A 16515-nucleotide genomic window follows, 5' to 3' on the forward strand; every position below is an offset into this window, starting at 1 on the left:
CTCAGGCCGGCGTCGTCTTCTGCGCCGGCGAGGCCCGGTCGATGAATCCCTTGGCGAGGGCGTGATAGACGCCCTCCTTGCAGATCAGGCGCGAACTGGCGTGGGCGATCAGGGCCGCGGCCATCAGCGGCACCACCATTGCGTGATTGTCGGTCATCTCGGTGACGATCACGAAGGCCGTAATGGGCGCCTGAACCACGCCTGCGAAGTATGACACCATGCCGAGCAGCATGATGGCCGGCAGCGGCGCGCCGTGAAACAGCGGGGCGATGTTGGAGCCGAGCCCGGCGCCGACCGCGAGCGAGGGCGCGAAGATGCCGCCCGGCATGCCGCTGATCGAGGCAAATGTGGTTGCGAGGAATTTCCACACGCTGAAGCTCGTGGGCAATTGTGACCCGGCTTCGAGCGCAGACTTCACCTGCTGATATCCCGTGCCGTAGATCGCGCCGTCGGAAGCAATGCCGCAGATCGCCGCCGCCAATCCGCAGATCGCGGCAAAGCCGACCGGATAGCGCTTGATCGCGCGCCCGGCCGGATTGGCAAACCCGCGTGCCATCGCGATCAGGATGCGGCTGAACAGGCCGCCGGCCAGACCGCCGGCCACGCCGCAGAGCGGGATCGCGAGCCAGTCGGCGCCGTTGCGCAAGCCCGTCGCGCTGGTGCCGAAATAGGTGTAGTTGCCCATCAGCGCGAGCGAGGTCAGGCCCGCGGCGATCACCGCGCCGATGATCAGGCTGGAGGTTCGCGTCTCGAAGGCGCGGCTCATTTCCTCGATGCCGAACACGATTCCCGCGAGCGGCGTGTTGAAGGCTGCCGCGACACCCGCGGCCGCGCCGGCAAGGATCAGGCCGGGCTGGCGGCGGGGCGAGAAGCGGCCGAGCGCAAACATGATCGATGCGCCGATCTGCACCGTCGGTCCCTCGCGCCCGACCGATGCGCCACACAGCAGGCCGAACAGGGTCAGCAGGATCTTGCCGGCCGCAATGCGCAGCGAAACGAGGTTTTCGCGGGCGGTCTGGTCGGTCAGATGGCGCGCAGCGATCGCCTGCGGGATGCCGCTGCCTTGCGCGTTCTGAAAGAAGCGATTGGTCAGGAAAACCGACAGCGCGAAGCCGGCGGGCGTGAGCAGCAGCGAGGCATAACGGAAATGCGACACCACCGCGCCAAAGGCGATCTGTGCCCAATCGGCGAGCTGTGCGAGCGCGACGGCCGCCGCGCCGACCGCAATGCCGCCCAGCAAGAAGATGGCCCGGCGCTGCCAACGCGCGGAGACGATTCTGAAGAGCCGCCGCTGGCGGTTGGAGGGGAAGGTCATGCTGGCGGATTCTGGCTCATGTCGTGGTCCGATACGAAACGGATCACGTCATTCCTAGCACGCGTCAATGGAGTGCGAAGCTCAAGAAATCAGCAAGATATGTCGGCGCAATCGCCAGATCGCGGTGCTGAAAACGGCGCCCGCCGTCTAGCTCCGGCGCCGCTATTTTCTCGGAAACAGGCGGTCGCGGATGTAGCGCGAGGTCGCCGTCAGGCGGATTCCGCGGGGCTTCTGCCAGGCGGCGCGGTCGATCTCCTTCTTGTCGCCGATCGCCAGCCGTCCCTTGGCGTTCTTGGCGATGAAGATCGCGTCGCTCATCCTGCGGCCGGAACGCTTGTTCTTGGCCGTCACTTCCTTCCACAGGCTGAGCCTGCCGAGCTTGAGCTTCGGCAGCTCTTCCTTGATCTCGCGCTTGATGCAATCCTTTCCGGTCTCGCGCGCGCGCCTGCGGCCGCCGGGGAACATCCACAGCCCGTCAGATCGGCGTCGAACCAGAAGAACCTTGCCGCGCTTCGCGGCAACCAGCTTGGAGGACTTGGTCATGTACTGCGCAATGATCGAAACAGAATCTGGTCCTATTCTAACTTGTCTACTTAGGTAGACAAGTTTTAATGGTGCATTGTTCCACAGCCATGTGTCGGCTGTTTGTCTGCGGCAGCAGCCTGCACTCGGAGCTTTGACGACGCGCATATCCGGTGAGGAGAAGGCGGCAAAATGACAGAGACCGTCAGCTGTGACGGTCTGTCGCGCCTTCGCTGCGTCTCGGTGCTTTGCGTGCGTTCGCGTGATCCTCGGCCATGCGCGCTCGTCGGTGGCGAATCTCGCTGCATCGAACATCGTCACGTTGAGCTCGTGACCGTGATGATGTCAGCAGTTCCGGCGGGAAGGAACTGGCCCGATCGCGTTTCGATGACAACATCCGCGACGACGGCTCCGCTGCTTGTCATCACTTGACTCAATGTTCTTGTTTTGTTCTAATTGCCTTCCACCGTGAATAGGAGGCCGCCATGGACAACCGTATCAGCGAAATTCGCAGGCAGATCAGGGCGCTGCGCGTCAGCATGCTCGAGGCCGAGGCGATCATGCGACAGCAGATCAGCCGGGACGAGGACTGCGCCTTCGTCGCCGGAGACCTCCTGAAGATGCGGCTGGTGATGAGCCGTCTGGTCGAAGAGCGGGCCGTGCTGGGCGACCGCGACCCGATCATCGTGCATGCGAGCGTTGCTCCGCGCCGCCGGGCGGCGACACCCATCTTTCTTCGCGCGGCGAAGAAAGAACTCGTCGCCGGCGAAGCGCGTGCCTGATGACGCCGTCAGGACGCAGCGGCTGCGCGCCGAGTTGCGCGCGCTCGATTCATCCGTGAACCGGCTCAGGCGTGCCGGGCGCGACAGTGCGTCTGCGCAGCTTTTGCTGTCGCGCAAGCGCGCCGAGCTGGAAGATGTGATTTGCCGGAGGAAAGATGAGAGAGCCGCTTCGGTATTTCCACGACAGCGATGATCATGCGCCCTGGATCAAGGCGCTGGCCGAGGTTCGGCACATGGCAACGCGGGAAGGCTGGTGCTTTCACCACGTGCAGGCGATCATCGTGGCGATCGACCAGTATGCGGAGGCAGCACTCGGCAACCGCGAGTTTTTCCTCAACCGCCCGCAGACCGTCGGCCCAAGGCGGCGAGGCGAGGTGCCCTAGCGCGTTTTCGACCGGGCGGTCGCAATCGACACGCGGCTTTTCTCGCGTCCTGTTCAAGAGAGGGGAACGAAGAGCAAAGCTCGGACAGGTCATGCCGCGAGAATACGAAGGTGTGTCCCATTCTCATCTGTCATCGCCCGGCTTGACCGGGCGATCCAGTACGCCGCGGCCTCTCGGCTCAAGCACTGGCGTCTCTGGAATACTGGATCACCCGCTTTCGGGGTGATGACACTACGTTGTGCGGCATCTTGAATCGAGAACTGTCCCAAGTGTCGTCCTGGCGAAAGCCAGGACCCATTACCCCAAATCTTAATTGATGCGCGACGCTGGGGCCGCGATCCCGTTCATCACCGAATTCGGTGGTTATGGGTCCTGGCTTTCGCCAGGACGACGGCTGTGAATATGGACTCATCCGGGCCACCGGTCGGGATGGTCAACCCGCCACAGCCGACATATCGTGACGATCCGCGGCCGAATCTGAGGCGGATCGTTCATCGCCGGGTCATCTACGTCAGGCCATCGTCAGCACCGCGCCCGCGGGGGCGGCGGCACATTTTGCGGAGGAGGTTTCGGATGATCAGGGGCTGGCAGATTGCGACGTCGGCGCTCGCCATCGTCGTGATGGTTGCAACGCTGGGCACAACGGCGAATGCGGCGCAGTGCGGCAACGGGCCCGGCGGGTTCGAAGCCTGGAAGGCGCAGTTTGCCGGCGAGGCGCGGGCCAAGGGCGTTGGCGCCACCGCGATCGATGCGTTGATGCAGGCGCATTATGCCAGTGCGACGATTGCCGCGGATCGCGGCCAGCGCAGCTTCGGCCTGTCGCTCGAGCAGTTCATGGCCAAGCGGGGATCGGCGACCATCGTGGCGCGCGGCCGTTCGCTGAAGCAGTCGCAGGCGGCGATGTTCGCCTCGATCCAGCAGCGCTACGGCGTGCCGCCGGGACCGCTGATCGCGATCTGGGGCATGGAAAGCGGCTTCGGCAGCCAGCGCGGCAACCAGAACATGCTGTCGTCGATCGCAACGCTCGCCTATGACTGCCGGCGTCCGGAGTTCTTCACCGAGCAGCTCTATGCCGCGCTGAAGCTGATCGATCGCGGCAGCCTGTCCGGCAGCACGCGCGGCTCGATGCATGGTGAGATCGGCCAGACCCAGTTCATGCCGAAGAACGTCCTTGCCTATGGTGTCGGCAATCTCGACGTCGCCGCCAACGCGCTGGCCTCGACGGCGAATTTCCTGCGCGCCAATGGCTGGCGCGCCGGCGCCGGCTACCAGCCCGGGGAACCTAACTTCGCTGCGATCGAGGCATGGAACGCGGCAGGCGTCTATCAGAAGGCGATCGCCATCATGGGACGGCAGATCGACGGCCAATGAGCGCAGGGAGCGGTTCCTTCACCGCCTGTTAACCCAACGGTGCCCAGATCGTTTGCGGTGAAACGGAGCAGGTGGAAACAAGCTCCATGCTCAAGAACGGCACCTATGCGGCGTGGTTCCGCACGTCCCTTGCCGACGGCACCGGCATCGTGCACGTGGCCGACGGCCGGCTGTGGGGCAGCGACGCGGTGATGCTCTACAGCGGCACCTATGAGGTCGACGGTGAACGCTTCTCTGCCGTCCTCACCACCAAGCGGCACTCCAAGGAAGGCTCAACCGTGTTCGGCACCGACAACCTCGTGGTGCGGCTCGAGGGCACCTGGAGCGGCCCGATCGCGATCTGCAAGGGTAGGGCCGATGCAGTGCCGGATCTTGCCTTCGAGGTGACGCTGATGCCGAGCCACGAGGTGCCGCCCGATCCGCCGCCGGATTTGCCGCTGCCGAAGTTCGATCCGAGCAGGCTGCCGAAATTGCCGAAACGCTCCAGCCGCTGAGCAATTTCTACACGTCGCCCGGGCCCGCGGTCTCCGGAAACGGTGCACCGGGGATGTAAAGCTTCAGCGGGCGGATCTCGTAGACTGCCGACGGGTTGACGCTGCGCAAGTCGCGCGCCGCGGCGATCGCCTCCGCCTCATCGGCGCAATTGATCACGTAGAAGCCGAGCAGTTGCTCCTTGGTTTCCGCGAACGGGCCGTCGATCACGACGCCGCGGCCGGGCCCGCGCAGGGTGCTGGCCTTGCGGGTCTCGCCGAGCCGCGCAGCCGGCCCGAGCCGGCCCTTCAGCCGTTGATGGACCTCGCGCAGACCCGCCATGACGGCTGCGTCCTCATCGGCATTCCACGACTTGACCTCGGCTTCGACGTGATAGGCCAGGATGGCATAAAGCATCTAGTGAACTCCTCATTTCTGCTGCGGCAGGCGCTGAAGCGCGATGATGTTCGAGCATGATCTTTCCGGAAAACCGCTTCGCACTTTTCCGGATCATGCTTTAGGACGTCTCGCGCGCGCCCGCGCCGACATTTCATGTGTAGCGGATCGGACCGATTTTGTGCTGCGACAAGGCAGCCCGCAGGTCGCATGGCGGCGGCGAATCGCGCCGCCCGAACAGCAAAAAAGGCACGGCGGAGTTGCTTCCGCCGCGCCCCCGATGTTGATGTCTCGCTGGTCCAGGGCTGAGAGCGCCCCGATGCCAGGCTGATTGCTCAGCGCCTAGCGGGCGATCCCAGCGAGGTGACAGCGCTTGAGACAAGACACTAGATCACCTCCTTTCTTTGTTGATGGGACCAGCAATATAGGTGGCGAATCTGCCGCTGTTAAGGCCGCCATCCGGCCCGTCCGCCCCAGGAACCGGGCGGAATACGCGGGCAAATTGCCGTGGACCTGTGCACAAGGACGCCCGCCGAGGCGGTTGAGGCGGCCGTCGGGCCGTGTTAGGGGATCGTTCGATGCGGGTGTAGCTCAGTGGTAGAGCAGCAGCCTTCCAAGCTGAATACGAGGGTTCGATTCCCTTCACCCGCTCCAATGTTTTCAATGATTTAGCGTGATAGGGCGGTCTCGTTCTGACAGGCCGCGTTTTTCCATTCTGACAAACGTTCACTTTCCCTTCGCTTGTCTTGCTCGGCGCTTGATGCGTTTCATTTGCGCATCCTGCTTTGCCTCGTCGTCATCGTGCAGATAGTGAGCCATCGCTGCTGTCGATGACCATTGGCCCTTCTGCATCAGCTGAGTTTCCGTAAGACCAGATGCGCTCGCTTCGGTGGTACCGCCGTGTCGGCCGAACGAGGTGAACGTCAACTCCGGCCGCAGACCCGCAGCCAAGATAATCTTCTTCGTGATGCGCTGGACCTGCGTCAGCATTTCTGCCTTGCCAAACCAGGGCAGACTGCTGCCATCACGCCGCATCATCAGGCCGCCAGTTGGACGCAGCTGCTTGATGGCGTCGAGCTCAGCCATTAGGACCGGATAGAGTGGGGCGCCTTTTGAGTTCAGTAGCGGCTCCCAGGATCCGGTGCTCGTCTTGTAGTTGATGACGTAGACATGGTCGGGCCGGCTTGGTGGGCGGTAGTGGTCGACCATGAAGCGGATGAAGATATGCGCCTCGCGTTGAAGCAATTCCCAACCGATTAAGGCACCCGTAGCCAGCGAGGAATAGCCCATCTCGATCGCTTTGGCGCGGAACGCTACAAGTTCGGCGAAGGTGGCGTGCGGTGTTTCTCGCGAGGTCGATTGCAAGCCCATTCTTTCGAACGGATTCTTTGGCGGAAACGCACCTGGATGTGCTCGAGAAATCGTATTCCAGGCGCTACGAGCAGTCTTCATCGCATGGTTGACCGTGGTGCGCCGCTCGACTTTCTTGCCGTTCACGTCTCTGAACAGGAGCTTTGCAAAGAGATCGTCGACGAAAGCGGTGTCGATGCTTGAGACGCGGCGAACGCCCAATCGTCGTCCATCCTGCAGGATGTATTCGCAGATCATCTTGATCCCAGTCTCGTGAACCCGGCATTGGCCTGGGCTCAAAGGCTGGAGCCGCTTGGCTGTCGGTTGAGACCAAGTTTGGCGGTAGAGGTGAAACATCCAATCCAACGTACCGACGACCACGCCGGTGTGAGTTGGTTTTGCGTCCTCGCCACCGGTGCGCCAACTATCGAAAGCGGGGAGCAGGATTTGTTCTGCGCGCGTAACCGCGCGACTGTAATCGGTGCCAAGTGCCTCGTTTTCGATCGAGCATCCACGCTTGCGTGCCCACATCGGAATATTGAAAAAGTATCCGAAGACGCCGCCCTTGAGACGCTTACGCAGGGTGTACCGAGGTAGCGGTAGCGCCGATCGCCCAACTCGTTTCAAAGCAGTCTCCTGGACACCTCCGGGTCGTCCTCGGGATCGATTTGAATCGATCTTTCTTCTCGCATCAACACAGAAATGCGTCCGTCTGGCCAAATCTCAACGCGCGCAACTCTGCCGCCACTGTCGAGGATGCCTCTAACAGCACGCTTGACGTCTGCCTCAGTAAATCGAACTTTCGACATCGAAGGGAGTGGATACGAGCGCGACAGAGCAACTGACTTCATCTAATCATGACTCTCCACGATCGCTCCACTGAACGTAGAACAAGCCTGGTGCAGGTTGCGGTATCTGGAAGGCGCTAGAATCAAGGTGAGACAGTGCGATCACATAAGGACCCAGTGATCATTTTTTATTGAGATCGAACTACGCGGATGCTGAAGTTAGACCTGATTGCCCGAACATGGCCGGCGCTAGCTCAAACTTCCTGATGATGGATTGCGGCACAGGTGTGCGATATTTGCGGGAAGTCTGCTCACAGAAAACCCCGGTTATCCACGTGCTGGTGCGATCCGGCCGACTCACGCTAAGCAAATATTGTCGATCAGCCCAATTTATTAGGGACGAAGATGGTTGCTGCTGCTCGTAGACTGCCCACTTCTGGCTATGCCCTCGAAGTCGACGGTCGATTAAAGGCCGAATTTGAAACCAGAGACGGGGCTTGGGCAGGAGCGGCGGAGCTGAAGAAGCGCTTCCCCATCCTTCGCGTCAGGATCTACGACGCGCAAACCAAAGCTACAGAGGAAGTGCCGCTGCCACAGGCTTGAGCGCCCGTCGGCCGATTGTTTCGGCGCGTGCGGCGGTGGCCGCACCGGGCTCTCGTCAACGAGACGCGCGGCGTCTCGGCCATCCGGCGTCGATCCCTCGCGCAAGTAGTAGATAGTAATGTGTCGCTCGCCGGAGGCACTCGCTCGCGGGTCCCGCCGGCATTGCATGCCGGCGTCGTTATCACTGTCCCGCGCTCGGGTGCCTTGTTAACCGGTCTCGCGACTGCAGTCGCCTCGGTGCCCGCGGTCATTGCATGCCCGCGTCGCTATCACTGCCCTCTCGTCGGCTGCCTCTTTGATTTTCTCACTCTTGGCTTGATTTCACTTCTTCCGAGTTGCCCGGCATTCTCACGCTTGAGATCTAAGGGGCATCCGCCCCTCGCGCGCGCCAGGGTAAAGCGCCGGCTTTTGCCGGCGCCGCCCCGAGCGGTCTCCCCGGTCTTCCGCGCTTTCGCAGATACTTCACCTTCTCGAACGACTGACATGCGCCCGTGCAGACCCGCTCTTACGAGCGGCCCTTGCGGGCGGGAGATCCCCCTCCACTCGGGTCGCCCTGGCACTTGCTACCCCCGGTCTCGCCGACGGGCAGGGGTGCAGGCGCGTGGTGCGCCTTGCACCCATGGAAGCAAGAGGAAGATTGATCATGTCGGCCAAGCACGTTGAAATCATTGCCGCGAGCGGGACGGAGATGTTCATTCCGCTCAACAAACTGAAAAAGTCGCCCAAGAATGCGCGCAAGACGCCGCACAGCGAGGCGGCGATCGAGGCCTATGCGGCGAGCATCGCCGCCAAGGGCATTTTGCAGAATCTGGTGGTCGAACCGGAGTTCGATGGAGAGGGAACCGCTACCGGGTTCTACCTCGTGACCATCGGCGAGGGCAGACGGCTCGCCCAGCTGCTGCGGGTCAAGCGGAAGGAGATCAGGAAGACCGAGCCGATCCGTTGCGTCGTCGACACCGCGAACGATCCGCACGAAATCAGCCTGGACGAGAATGTCACCCGGGAAAACATGCACCCGGCCGACCAGTTCGAGGCGTTCAGGAAGCTTGCGGACGAGCGGGGTTTCGGTGCGGAGGAGATCGCGGCTCGGTTCGGCGTGACGCCCAATGTGGTGCGGCAACGGCTGCGGCTGGGTGCGGTTTCTCCACGCCTGATCCAGCTCTATCGGGATGGCGAGCTGGCCCTTGAGCAGGTGATGGCCTTCGCCATCACCGATGATCAGGCGCGGCAGGAGGCCGTCTATGAGCGCCTGTCCTACGACCGGGATGCCGCCACCATCCGCCGTCTGCTCACCGAAACCCATGTGGCTGCAACCGATCGCCGCGCGCGGTTTGTCGGGCTCGAGGCCTACACGGAGGCGGGTGGTACGATCCTGCGCGACCTCTTCACCGAGGATCGCGGCGGCTATCTGGAAGATGTCTCACTGCTCGATCTCTTGGTAACCGCAAGGCTTGGCCGTGAGGCGGACAGCTTGCGGGCGGCCGAGGGGTGGAAGTGGACCGAGCCCCATCTCGACTTCCCGCACGCCCATGGCATGCGCCGCGTCTACCCGCATCCGGTCGAGCTTTCGGCGGAAGATCAGACCGTCCTCCAGACGGTCCAGACCGAGTTCGACCGGCTCACTGAGCAGCATCAATCAGCCGAGGAACTGCCTGACGAGGTGGACGCGCGGTTCGGTGAGCTGGAGACCGAAATCGACCGGCTGGAAGCCAAACGGCAGGCCTACGATCCTGACGACATCGCGCGCGGCGGCGCCTTCGTGATCCTCAATCATGATGGCACCGTCCGGATCGAACGCGGTTTTATCCGCCCCGAGGACGAGAAACCCCACACCGAGACCGGCCAGGACGGCGATACTCAGGCATTGGGAGAGGAGGGCGAAAGCGACGATCAAGCCCCGCGCGATGGTGAGGACGAGGAGGGAGCCGGTGACGAGGAGGACGAGGATCAGCGGCTCTCTGATACGCTCGTCCGTGACCTCACCGCGCATCGGACCTTGGGGCTGCGGCTCAATTTGAGTGAGCAGCCGGAGGTCGCCATCGTGGCGGTGACCCATGCGCTGGCGGCTCAAATCTTCTATTTCGGGGCCAATGCCCATGTGGTCGGCATTCAACCCGTGAAGACGGATTTGGCCGCGCATGCGGTCGGAATCGAGGACACGGCGGCCGGTAAGGCGTGGTCGGATCGCCATGCCAATTGGGCCCGGCAGATGCCCAAAGACCCGAGCGGGCTGTGGGAGTTTGTGGCCGGACTCGATCACGACAGCCGGATGTTCCTGTTCGCGCATTGCGCGGCGTTGACCGTCAATGCGGTCAAGCTGCCGTTTGACCGGAGGCCGCGCGCCATGGCGGCGGCCGGGCATTTGGCAGGGGCCGTGGCCCTCGACATGACCGGATATTGGCGGCCTACGGTCGGCGGCTATCTCGGCCGGGTCACCAAGGCTTGTATCCTTGAGGCCGTCCGCGAGGGCGTCAGTGAGGAGGCGGCGGAGCGTTTGTCGGGCATGAAAAAAGCCGAGATGGCAGCCGCTGCCGAGCAGCTGCTGGCGGCAACCGACTGGCTGCCGTCGTTGCTACGGACGGCCACCATAGAGGGCCAGGTCGATCCGCAAAGCGACGCGCAGGACAGCGAACTCCATTCGCAGGCTGCCGAGTGAAGCCAGCGCCGAGGCCGCAAGGGCGGCCCCGGCAAGCTCCAAATTTGCGGCCGCGCACCTGACGGCGCGCGGCCGGTTCAGTTGAAGCGAAGCTGCGATTGCTGACGCTCGCCTCTTCTCAAATGCGGACCACAATCCATCCGATCCACGCTGTATGCAGCAGCCAGGGTGGCCGTGTCGCGCCTCGTTTTGCAGGGCGAGGTGATCAAACCGGACGCCTTGGTCACGTCCGGACCTCGCAAGGCGAGAGCGCAATCCGGCGGATAATTCTGGCAGCGACGTTGGTTCCGCGTACCAAAATGTGGTCGGGCTCGCGGTCATTTGCCTAGACATCAGCCTTGCCATTGATGCAGGCATTGGCTTTTTGCTGATCGATCCGGCCGTGTTCCTATGCTGCGTTACGCGGTGGCAGCCATGGTAATCCCCGTCAGTTCGCACACGGGCTCGCGTCCAACGCAGCCTCGAATGGGCTGATCAGGCCCGTGGGACGGCAAGTGCCTCGATCGCCTTCCCGCAACGGCTGCGCCTGCTTTTTTCCCCTGCCGGCCTGGCGGCGGCATTCCTCGCGCAAGACAAAAAAGCAGGCTTTCGCCGTCCTCCGCTGGCGCTGCGGGCCTGACGGCTGCGGGCCGATCGCCCTCCGAGCCCAAGATCGCCATCGAGGCTGCGATGGGCGCGGCCCGAGCAACAGACGGAGACTACCATGGCGACCATCGGCACTTTCACCGCTTCGGACAACGGCTACACCGGCTCGATCAAGACGCTGACGCTGAACATCAAGGCCAAGTTCACGGCCTCCGAGAAGGACAACGACAAGGCTCCCGACTACCGCATTTTCGCCGGCGCGACTGAGTTCGGCGCCGCCTGGAAGAAGACCGTCCGCGACAGCGATCGCGAATATCTCTCGGTCAAACTCGACGATCCGAGCTTCCCGGCCCCGATCTACGCCTCGCTGGTCAAGGTCGAAGGCGAGGAGGGTTTCACCCTGATCTGGTCGCGCCGCAGCGGCGACTGATTGCATCGGATCATAAGCCCCGCCTCCTCGAGGCGGGGCTTCTCTTGCGTGCTTTGCGCCGCTTTGAAAGGGAGGAGAGGGGCATTTTTTCGTTTGGAAGAGGGGCTTCGCCGCTCGCAAAAATGCGAACAACCGGAACGATTTTGGCGTAGAATTTTGGGCCGATCATTCACGATTTTGAATCCGATCTCGCCCTGATTTTCGATCGCTGAGCGGGTTATTTCGTCAGCTTCCAGGGACGAAATTGTGCCGTTGATGAGCGTGGAAACCTTCACGGCGCGCCGGGATTTTTGCGGTCGGTGACTCTTCCTGGCGTCGACGCAAGGCCTTGTCACGGCAGAGAGAGGAAGCTTAAGCGAGTTGATCGTGAAGATGGGGAGAGCGCAAGATAAAAGCACTGGCGCCTGAGTGCGGCTAAGTCGTTGTCTGCACATCCAAGTGTTGGCGATACCTGGGGAGGCAATGTCGCTAAGCGGGGTCTAAGACTATTTCGTGGTTTGCAAATTGCGTCTACGTCTTGGCGAGTCTCGGTTTTCGCAGCGCGAGCTCGCATGCTTGGTGTCGACGATGATGAGTTCGAAGCCGGGCGCGATCCGATCAGGACCCGAAGAGCCAAAGAGAAGATCGGATATTTTCGGCACGTTCGGCAGGGCTCGCCGAGAGTCCTTTGCCGCGGCTTGAACTTCTTAGGCGGCCCGATCGGTCGCGGGGTGAACGAAGCTCAATGCTTGCCGGGCACGCGACAATGGATTCAAGCCCGTCCCAGGGCATCCACAAGGATCGGCCGTCGCGCGAGAGAACGAGCCATTCGACGTCGTGAGGCTCGACCGCGCTGAAGGTAAGGCTTTCGCCAGATGGAGTGGACACGATTGCCACGGGTTCCGGCTTGTCGAAGCGTCCGCGGATAGCTCGGAGCTTCTCGACAAGGAGCCACGGCAATGGGCGCCAGCTCGACAGGGGACACGGCCATCGCTTCAAGACACGTCATTCGCCCAGACATGGGCTCCGAGGCAAATATGATGTTGGGCACGACCTCGCGCATATCATGGGAATGCATAGCGTTTTGGTCCGCACGCGCCGAATGGCGACGAGACGATCCGCGAGCCTTGATTGCAAGCTTACATTTGCAAGTGACGAAAGGTGGGTTCGAGCCTATCGAGCTAATGGGTTGCGCGCTCCTAGAAAGAGTTGGTCGTCCGGACACTTAACCCGGAATGGCAGCTAGCGCGGCTTGGACTTGATCAATCGCTGCCTCTAGCGAGCTCAGGAGGCTACGTAATTCGTTTGCTGTGGCTTCCTCCAACCGAATATTCTCGGCGGAGACAGTTTCTGAGACTAACTGTTCGATCGAGGTCGTCAATTTTGGCGCGGGTAGTAGTGATCCCGATGAATCCACGAGATGGGATGCAATCTGTCCAGTCGGCGTGACCCTAACGACCATCTCCAGGTGAGCCGCGAGTTCTTTCTCGAGGAGCTGGATCGGGACATCAATGCTGACGACGTCATGATCTCCCTGCCGATAACCAGCGCGTACGACCTGTTCTCCAATCGATGACTGATCGAGCAAAACACGATCGACGAATGCTGCAATTGGCAAGGCTGGTGTGCTGGTCATCGTAAGCGTCCCAAACTCGCGCCCAAAATACCTAGTATACTAGGTGGAGATCAAGCGGAGATTGGTGCCGTCATGCCGCATGAAGTTGCGGCGGTTGGTAGCAAGGAATCTTCGATATTGGAGGCAAGAAGGAGGCCTTTCCCAAGAGGAGTTGGCTGATCGTGCTGGCTTGAATCGCAACTACATCGGAATGATTGAGCGCGAAGAAAATGCTCCGACGGTCGATGCTCTTGAACAGATTTCGGCTGCCTTAGGTATCGATCCGATTGCATTGTTCCAAGAACGGTGACTGTCCGTCCGACCTCTCAATTCGTGACTGACGGCGGCCCGGCTGGTTGTTGGGATTTCGGCGCCACGGTGATGCGTCGTGGATTTGACGTTTTCCCGCCGGCCCTATCGCAGCAAGTCAAGGATGCCACCGCCGAGAAGCGAGTGATCCCTCCACCTTTAAATCGCCCAAGCAAACCGATCTTCCGTGATACGCGTCGTGTCCTGCGTCTCGGCTGCGCTCGGGGGCGTTTGTCTCGCCAGTGGGCCGGGTCTTTTCCGTGGGCTTGCAGCAGTTCGACCATGAACGCTTCGATCGTGACTTGCGCCTTCACAATGGCCAACATCATGTCGTCCATGCGCGCCGTAAGCTCCATCGATTGACGGTGTGCTTCCTCGAAGACGTCCTCCTGGTTTCGTCCGTCCACTTGCATTCGCACCCCTGACTTCCGATCGAATGATCGAGTGCTTCAGTTGTTCCCCGTGCCCCTAGCGCGAAAGAGCTCGTCGAACATGTGGTCCGCGCCCCACGCCTGCGCTGAAGTGTACGCGAGCTTGCGCTTGTCGTCGGCGCTGAGGGGCGTGCTGCCTGGCTTGTAGCCAAGATCGTGCTCCGCTTCCGACCAGGCGTGCTGAAAGAGTGTCTTGATCTGGAGTTCGAAGAATTCGGGAAGCTTCGACTTGTCGATGGAGTTGCCTTTGACGTCGCTGGGCAGAACCAAGACATAGTGTCTGCCGAAGTAGCCGAACTCCCATTCGGATTCCGGAATCCGGTCGCGGAACTCGATGGTCTTGAAGTAGCTCTTGATGATGCCGTCCAATCGCTCCACGTCAGTTCGGAAGAACGTGATGATCCGGGCGCCGATCTGATCCTGTATCTGGGCGAGGGGCTCGGAATATTTCGACTTCCCGTCCAATAGCGCTCCGGCCTTCTTGAGGAAGCTTGCCGGATCTTTCGCGCGCGCAGTCACACGATCGATCCTCGGCTCCTCCTTAAGGAGATCGGCCAGATGTCCGCGCAACGCGTTCGCCGCTGGCTTCAGCGCGTTTTCGTAACGGTCGCCGTATTCCTTCTCGAGCACGTCACCGCGCTGTCTTGAGTTTTTCATCGATCACTTGGCCTCGGGTCACGAACTTGATTTCGTCCTTCGAACCTTCGACCGGCTCCTGTTCGAAGACCTCGTCGAACTTGTCCGTGTCCGCGGTGAGCAGCGCGCCGTTGCTTAGTTCGACTGACTTGAAGGCGACGAGGTTCTTGTAGGTGCCGACGTCGAACTGAAAGACTTCCTGCGCGGCAGCGGAGGATCTGAGCTCGCTCTTGATCGCGCTCTTGGCGGCGTCCGAGAGGCCCAGCCGGTTTGCGAAATCGTCGATGTTTAGCCTTTGCCCGGCCAGGCCGCTCGCGAGTGTTCCCGCGGCGGTCAATTCCTGTTTGATGTCGAGTGGCGCCTTCTTCGCGGCGTCCCGGAGCGCTATCGCGAGCCGCCGGGTGCCCGCCGCCGGCGTGGTGGTGAAGTCCGACAGCAGAAAATCATTGATCCAGTAGTTCGACGGCTCGCCCGACAGCGTGTTGAGTTGCTTGTCGATCGCGCGTCCGGACCAGAAGCCGCCCTGCAGCGAAGAGTGCTGGTAGAGCACGGCCTTGTAAGAGGTCTTGCTCTTCATGAAGACGCGTTCGAGGAATTGGACGGACAGCGTGCCCGGTGTCTCGTCGACATAGATAGCGCTGTCTGTCGGAAAGCGGGACAGGACGATCTTGTGATCACGCCCCTCCTTGCCCGCGATTAGGAACAGCAGGCCGAGGCCCGAACGGCCGTCGCTGTGCTCGGCGAGCCGTTCGGCGATCTTTCGTCCCTTCGGGAGGTCCGGCTTGCTCAAGTACGCGACGACCAGATCCCTGCAATCGTTCTGCTGCCTACCGTCGGCGGTCGGGCTGAAGGTGATGTCGACGTCGCACTCGGTGTCCGACTTGGCGTAGATCCCGTTGAGAAGGTCGAACATTCCGCCGGTCAGGGCGACTGTCGTGCCTACGATCTTCGCCTTTCCCGTCGCCTTTCCGGGATGAACCAGAAAGGTATGAATGTGCTGTACAGCCAAAATTCCCCCCAATCCCCAATTCGCCCTTTTTGACGCTGAATATAGCGGCGCAACGTCGGCGAGCACAACCAGAACCGCAGCGGTCCGGCGTAAGCGTGCTCTCGGCTACCGTTTGCGGGCAGATGGCGATATCGGAATAGGACGTATCGGGCGGCTAGATCTCTCCGCCCGGGTCCTCCTTTTCGCCGCTTGCGACGATCTTCAATGCGCCGTCCGGTAACGGCCGTTGCAGCGCCTTGGCTTCGTCCCACGGCGCGCGCATCCAGACGTCGTGTTCTTCGGTCGTCGTCAGGATCACCGGCATGGCCTTCGGATGCACACGACCGACCTCGGCGTTCGGCTCCGTCGTCAGAAACGCGTAGATGTCAGCAGTGACCTCGCCTTCCTTCGCCTTTCGGACCGACGTCCAGTTCGTCCAGAGGCCGGAGAAGGCGAGCAGGGGCCGACTTGCTCCCCGAGCGAACCAGACCGGCACCTTCTTGCCTTCGATGGTGTCGTATTCGCTGAAGGAGGTGAACGGCACAAGGCAGCGATGCTCTGGGCCAAGCCATCGCTTCCAGTGCACGCTATTCACGTTGCGGATGTTGGTAGTTCCGGAATCGGGCTCCATCCGGAGCAGTTCCTTGAAATCGACGGTCTTGCCCTTGGCCTGCAGCTTTTCCGCGCGTTTCTTGGTCGCGTCCATCAGCGCCCGCTGCGAGCTCGGCATGCCCCAGCGCGCCATCGCGATCTCGCGCCCTTCGGCACCATTGCGCACGATCGGCGCGGAATAGTCGGGAAAGATGCCGGGCATGCTGGGCAAATTGCCGACGTTGCTGTTGAGCGCTCCGAAGAGGCGACGCATCGCGTCAACGTTCTTGGTCATGCTGTAGAGGTTGCACATC

At 61.6% G+C, this 16515-nt stretch carries 15 protein-coding genes and 1 tRNA gene; 8 read left to right on the forward strand and 8 right to left on the reverse strand.

Annotated elements, in window-relative coordinates:
* Nucleotide 1 precedes the first annotated feature (1 nt).
* A complete protein-coding gene (locus QDT69_RS28430; RefSeq protein WP_279709777.1) occupies nucleotides 2-1315 on the reverse strand; it encodes a chloride channel protein in 1314 nt (437 codons plus the stop codon).
* A 162-nt stretch (nucleotides 1316-1477) separates the two neighbouring features.
* Complete coding sequence (locus QDT69_RS28435) at nucleotides 1478-1858, reverse strand: NUDIX hydrolase (protein WP_050420927.1); 381 nt, start codon at nucleotides 1856-1858, stop codon at nucleotides 1478-1480.
* Nucleotides 1859-2322: 464 nt separating this feature from the next.
* On the opposite strand from QDT69_RS28435, the gene QDT69_RS28440 reads away from it, so the two are divergent.
* The 4 genes from QDT69_RS28440 (at nucleotide 2323) to QDT69_RS28455 (ending at nucleotide 4867) form a co-directional block, all read left to right on the forward strand.
* Nucleotides 2323-2619, forward strand: a complete 297-nt coding sequence (locus QDT69_RS28440) for a hypothetical protein (protein WP_146991457.1) — start codon at nucleotides 2323-2325, stop codon at nucleotides 2617-2619.
* 155 nt (nucleotides 2620-2774) lie between these two features.
* A complete protein-coding gene (locus QDT69_RS28445) occupies nucleotides 2775-3002 on the forward strand; it encodes a hypothetical protein (RefSeq protein ID WP_074130799.1) in 228 nt (75 codons plus the stop codon).
* Nucleotides 3003-3575: 573 nt separating this feature from the next.
* Nucleotides 3576-4373 (forward strand): lytic murein transglycosylase, encoded by a 798-nt coding sequence (locus QDT69_RS28450; RefSeq protein WP_279709778.1) that lies wholly within the window; start codon nucleotides 3576-3578, stop codon nucleotides 4371-4373.
* A gap of 86 nt (nucleotides 4374-4459) precedes the next feature.
* Nucleotides 4460-4867, forward strand: coding sequence for a hypothetical protein (locus tag QDT69_RS28455; RefSeq protein WP_279709779.1), 408 nt, complete (start codon nucleotides 4460-4462; stop codon nucleotides 4865-4867).
* Between the two features lie 7 nt (nucleotides 4868-4874).
* Here QDT69_RS28455 and QDT69_RS28460 read toward each other — a convergent pair whose 3' ends face one another.
* The gene (locus QDT69_RS28460; RefSeq protein WP_279709780.1) at nucleotides 4875-5261 is read right to left on the reverse strand and encodes a YciI family protein; all 387 of its coding nucleotides are present in this window, start codon (nucleotides 5259-5261) and stop codon (nucleotides 4875-4877) included.
* Nucleotides 5262-5820: 559 nt separating this feature from the next.
* On the opposite strand from QDT69_RS28460, the gene QDT69_RS28465 reads away from it, so the two are divergent.
* Nucleotides 5821-5894 (forward strand) — tRNA-Gly (locus QDT69_RS28465).
* A gap of 72 nt (nucleotides 5895-5966) precedes the next feature.
* Here QDT69_RS28465 and QDT69_RS28470 read toward each other — a convergent pair.
* Nucleotides 5967-7217, reverse strand: coding sequence for a hypothetical protein (locus QDT69_RS28470; RefSeq protein ID WP_279709781.1), 1251 nt, complete (start codon nucleotides 7215-7217; stop codon nucleotides 5967-5969).
* Between the two features lie 1407 nt (nucleotides 7218-8624).
* Here QDT69_RS28470 and QDT69_RS28475 point away from each other — a divergent pair.
* Nucleotides 8625-10637: a ParB/RepB/Spo0J family partition protein gene (locus QDT69_RS28475; protein ID WP_279709782.1), complete on the forward strand. Its 2013-nt coding sequence runs from the start codon at nucleotides 8625-8627 to the stop codon at nucleotides 10635-10637.
* Nucleotides 10638-11340: 703 nt separating this feature from the next.
* Nucleotides 11341-11652, forward strand: coding sequence for a DUF736 domain-containing protein (locus QDT69_RS28480; protein WP_279708628.1), 312 nt, complete (start codon nucleotides 11341-11343; stop codon nucleotides 11650-11652).
* 1204 nt (nucleotides 11653-12856) lie between these two features.
* Here the strand turns inward: QDT69_RS28480 and QDT69_RS28485 are convergent.
* Nucleotides 12857-13267 (reverse strand): hypothetical protein, encoded by a 411-nt coding sequence (locus tag QDT69_RS28485; RefSeq protein WP_279709783.1) that lies wholly within the window; start codon nucleotides 13265-13267, stop codon nucleotides 12857-12859.
* A gap of 79 nt (nucleotides 13268-13346) precedes the next feature.
* On the opposite strand from QDT69_RS28485, the gene QDT69_RS28490 reads away from it, so the two are divergent.
* Nucleotides 13347-13556 carry a helix-turn-helix transcriptional regulator gene (locus QDT69_RS28490; RefSeq protein WP_279709784.1) on the forward strand — a complete coding sequence of 70 codons (210 nt, stop codon included), beginning with the start codon at nucleotides 13347-13349 and terminating at the stop codon, nucleotides 13554-13556.
* A 448-nt stretch (nucleotides 13557-14004) separates the two neighbouring features.
* Here QDT69_RS28490 and QDT69_RS28495 read toward each other — a convergent pair whose 3' ends face one another.
* From QDT69_RS28495 to QDT69_RS28505, 3 genes are all read right to left on the reverse strand, one after another.
* On the reverse strand, nucleotides 14005-14616 hold the full coding sequence (locus tag QDT69_RS28495; protein ID WP_279709785.1) for a hypothetical protein: 612 nt from the start codon (nucleotides 14614-14616) through the stop codon (nucleotides 14005-14007).
* Between the two features lies 1 nt (nucleotide 14617).
* On the reverse strand, nucleotides 14618-15697 hold the full coding sequence (locus QDT69_RS28500) for a hypothetical protein (RefSeq protein WP_279709786.1): 1080 nt from the start codon (nucleotides 15695-15697) through the stop codon (nucleotides 14618-14620).
* Between the two features lie 88 nt (nucleotides 15698-15785).
* Nucleotides 15786-16514 (reverse strand): SOS response-associated peptidase family protein, encoded by a 729-nt coding sequence (locus QDT69_RS28505; protein WP_279709787.1) that lies wholly within the window; start codon nucleotides 16512-16514, stop codon nucleotides 15786-15788.
* Nucleotide 16515: the final 1 nt, after the last annotated feature.

This window comes from Bradyrhizobium sp. CER78 (genome assembly GCF_029846235.1).
Classification (GTDB): Bacteria; Pseudomonadota; Alphaproteobacteria; order Rhizobiales; family Xanthobacteraceae; genus Bradyrhizobium.

What these genes read in the sequence shown, in the direction of transcription:
- QDT69_RS28475 (WP_279709782.1), top strand. Translation starts at nt 8,625, where the DNA reads ATGTCGGCCAAGCACGTTGAAATCATTGCCGCGAGCGGGACGGAGATG.
- QDT69_RS28505 (WP_279709787.1), bottom strand. Translation starts at nt 16,514, where the DNA reads ATGTGCAACCTCTACAGCATGACCAAGAACGTTGACGCGATGCGTCGC.
- QDT69_RS28440 (WP_146991457.1), top strand. Translation starts at nt 2,323, where the DNA reads ATGGACAACCGTATCAGCGAAATTCGCAGGCAGATCAGGGCGCTGCGC.
- QDT69_RS28480 (WP_279708628.1), top strand. Translation starts at nt 11,341, where the DNA reads ATGGCGACCATCGGCACTTTCACCGCTTCGGACAACGGCTACACCGGC.
- QDT69_RS28485 (WP_279709783.1), bottom strand. Translation starts at nt 13,267, where the DNA reads ATGACCAGCACACCAGCCTTGCCAATTGCAGCATTCGTCGATCGTGTT.
- QDT69_RS28445 (WP_074130799.1), top strand. Translation starts at nt 2,775, where the DNA reads ATGAGAGAGCCGCTTCGGTATTTCCACGACAGCGATGATCATGCGCCC.
- QDT69_RS28460 (WP_279709780.1), bottom strand. Translation starts at nt 5,261, where the DNA reads ATGCTTTATGCCATCCTGGCCTATCACGTCGAAGCCGAGGTCAAGTCG.
- QDT69_RS28435 (WP_050420927.1), bottom strand. Translation starts at nt 1,858, where the DNA reads ATGACCAAGTCCTCCAAGCTGGTTGCCGCGAAGCGCGGCAAGGTTCTT.
- QDT69_RS28455 (WP_279709779.1), top strand. Translation starts at nt 4,460, where the DNA reads ATGCTCAAGAACGGCACCTATGCGGCGTGGTTCCGCACGTCCCTTGCC.
- QDT69_RS28430 (WP_279709777.1), bottom strand. Translation starts at nt 1,315, where the DNA reads ATGACCTTCCCCTCCAACCGCCAGCGGCGGCTCTTCAGAATCGTCTCC.
- QDT69_RS28450 (WP_279709778.1), top strand. Translation starts at nt 3,576, where the DNA reads ATGATCAGGGGCTGGCAGATTGCGACGTCGGCGCTCGCCATCGTCGTG.
- QDT69_RS28490 (WP_279709784.1), top strand. Translation starts at nt 13,347, where the DNA reads ATGAAGTTGCGGCGGTTGGTAGCAAGGAATCTTCGATATTGGAGGCAA.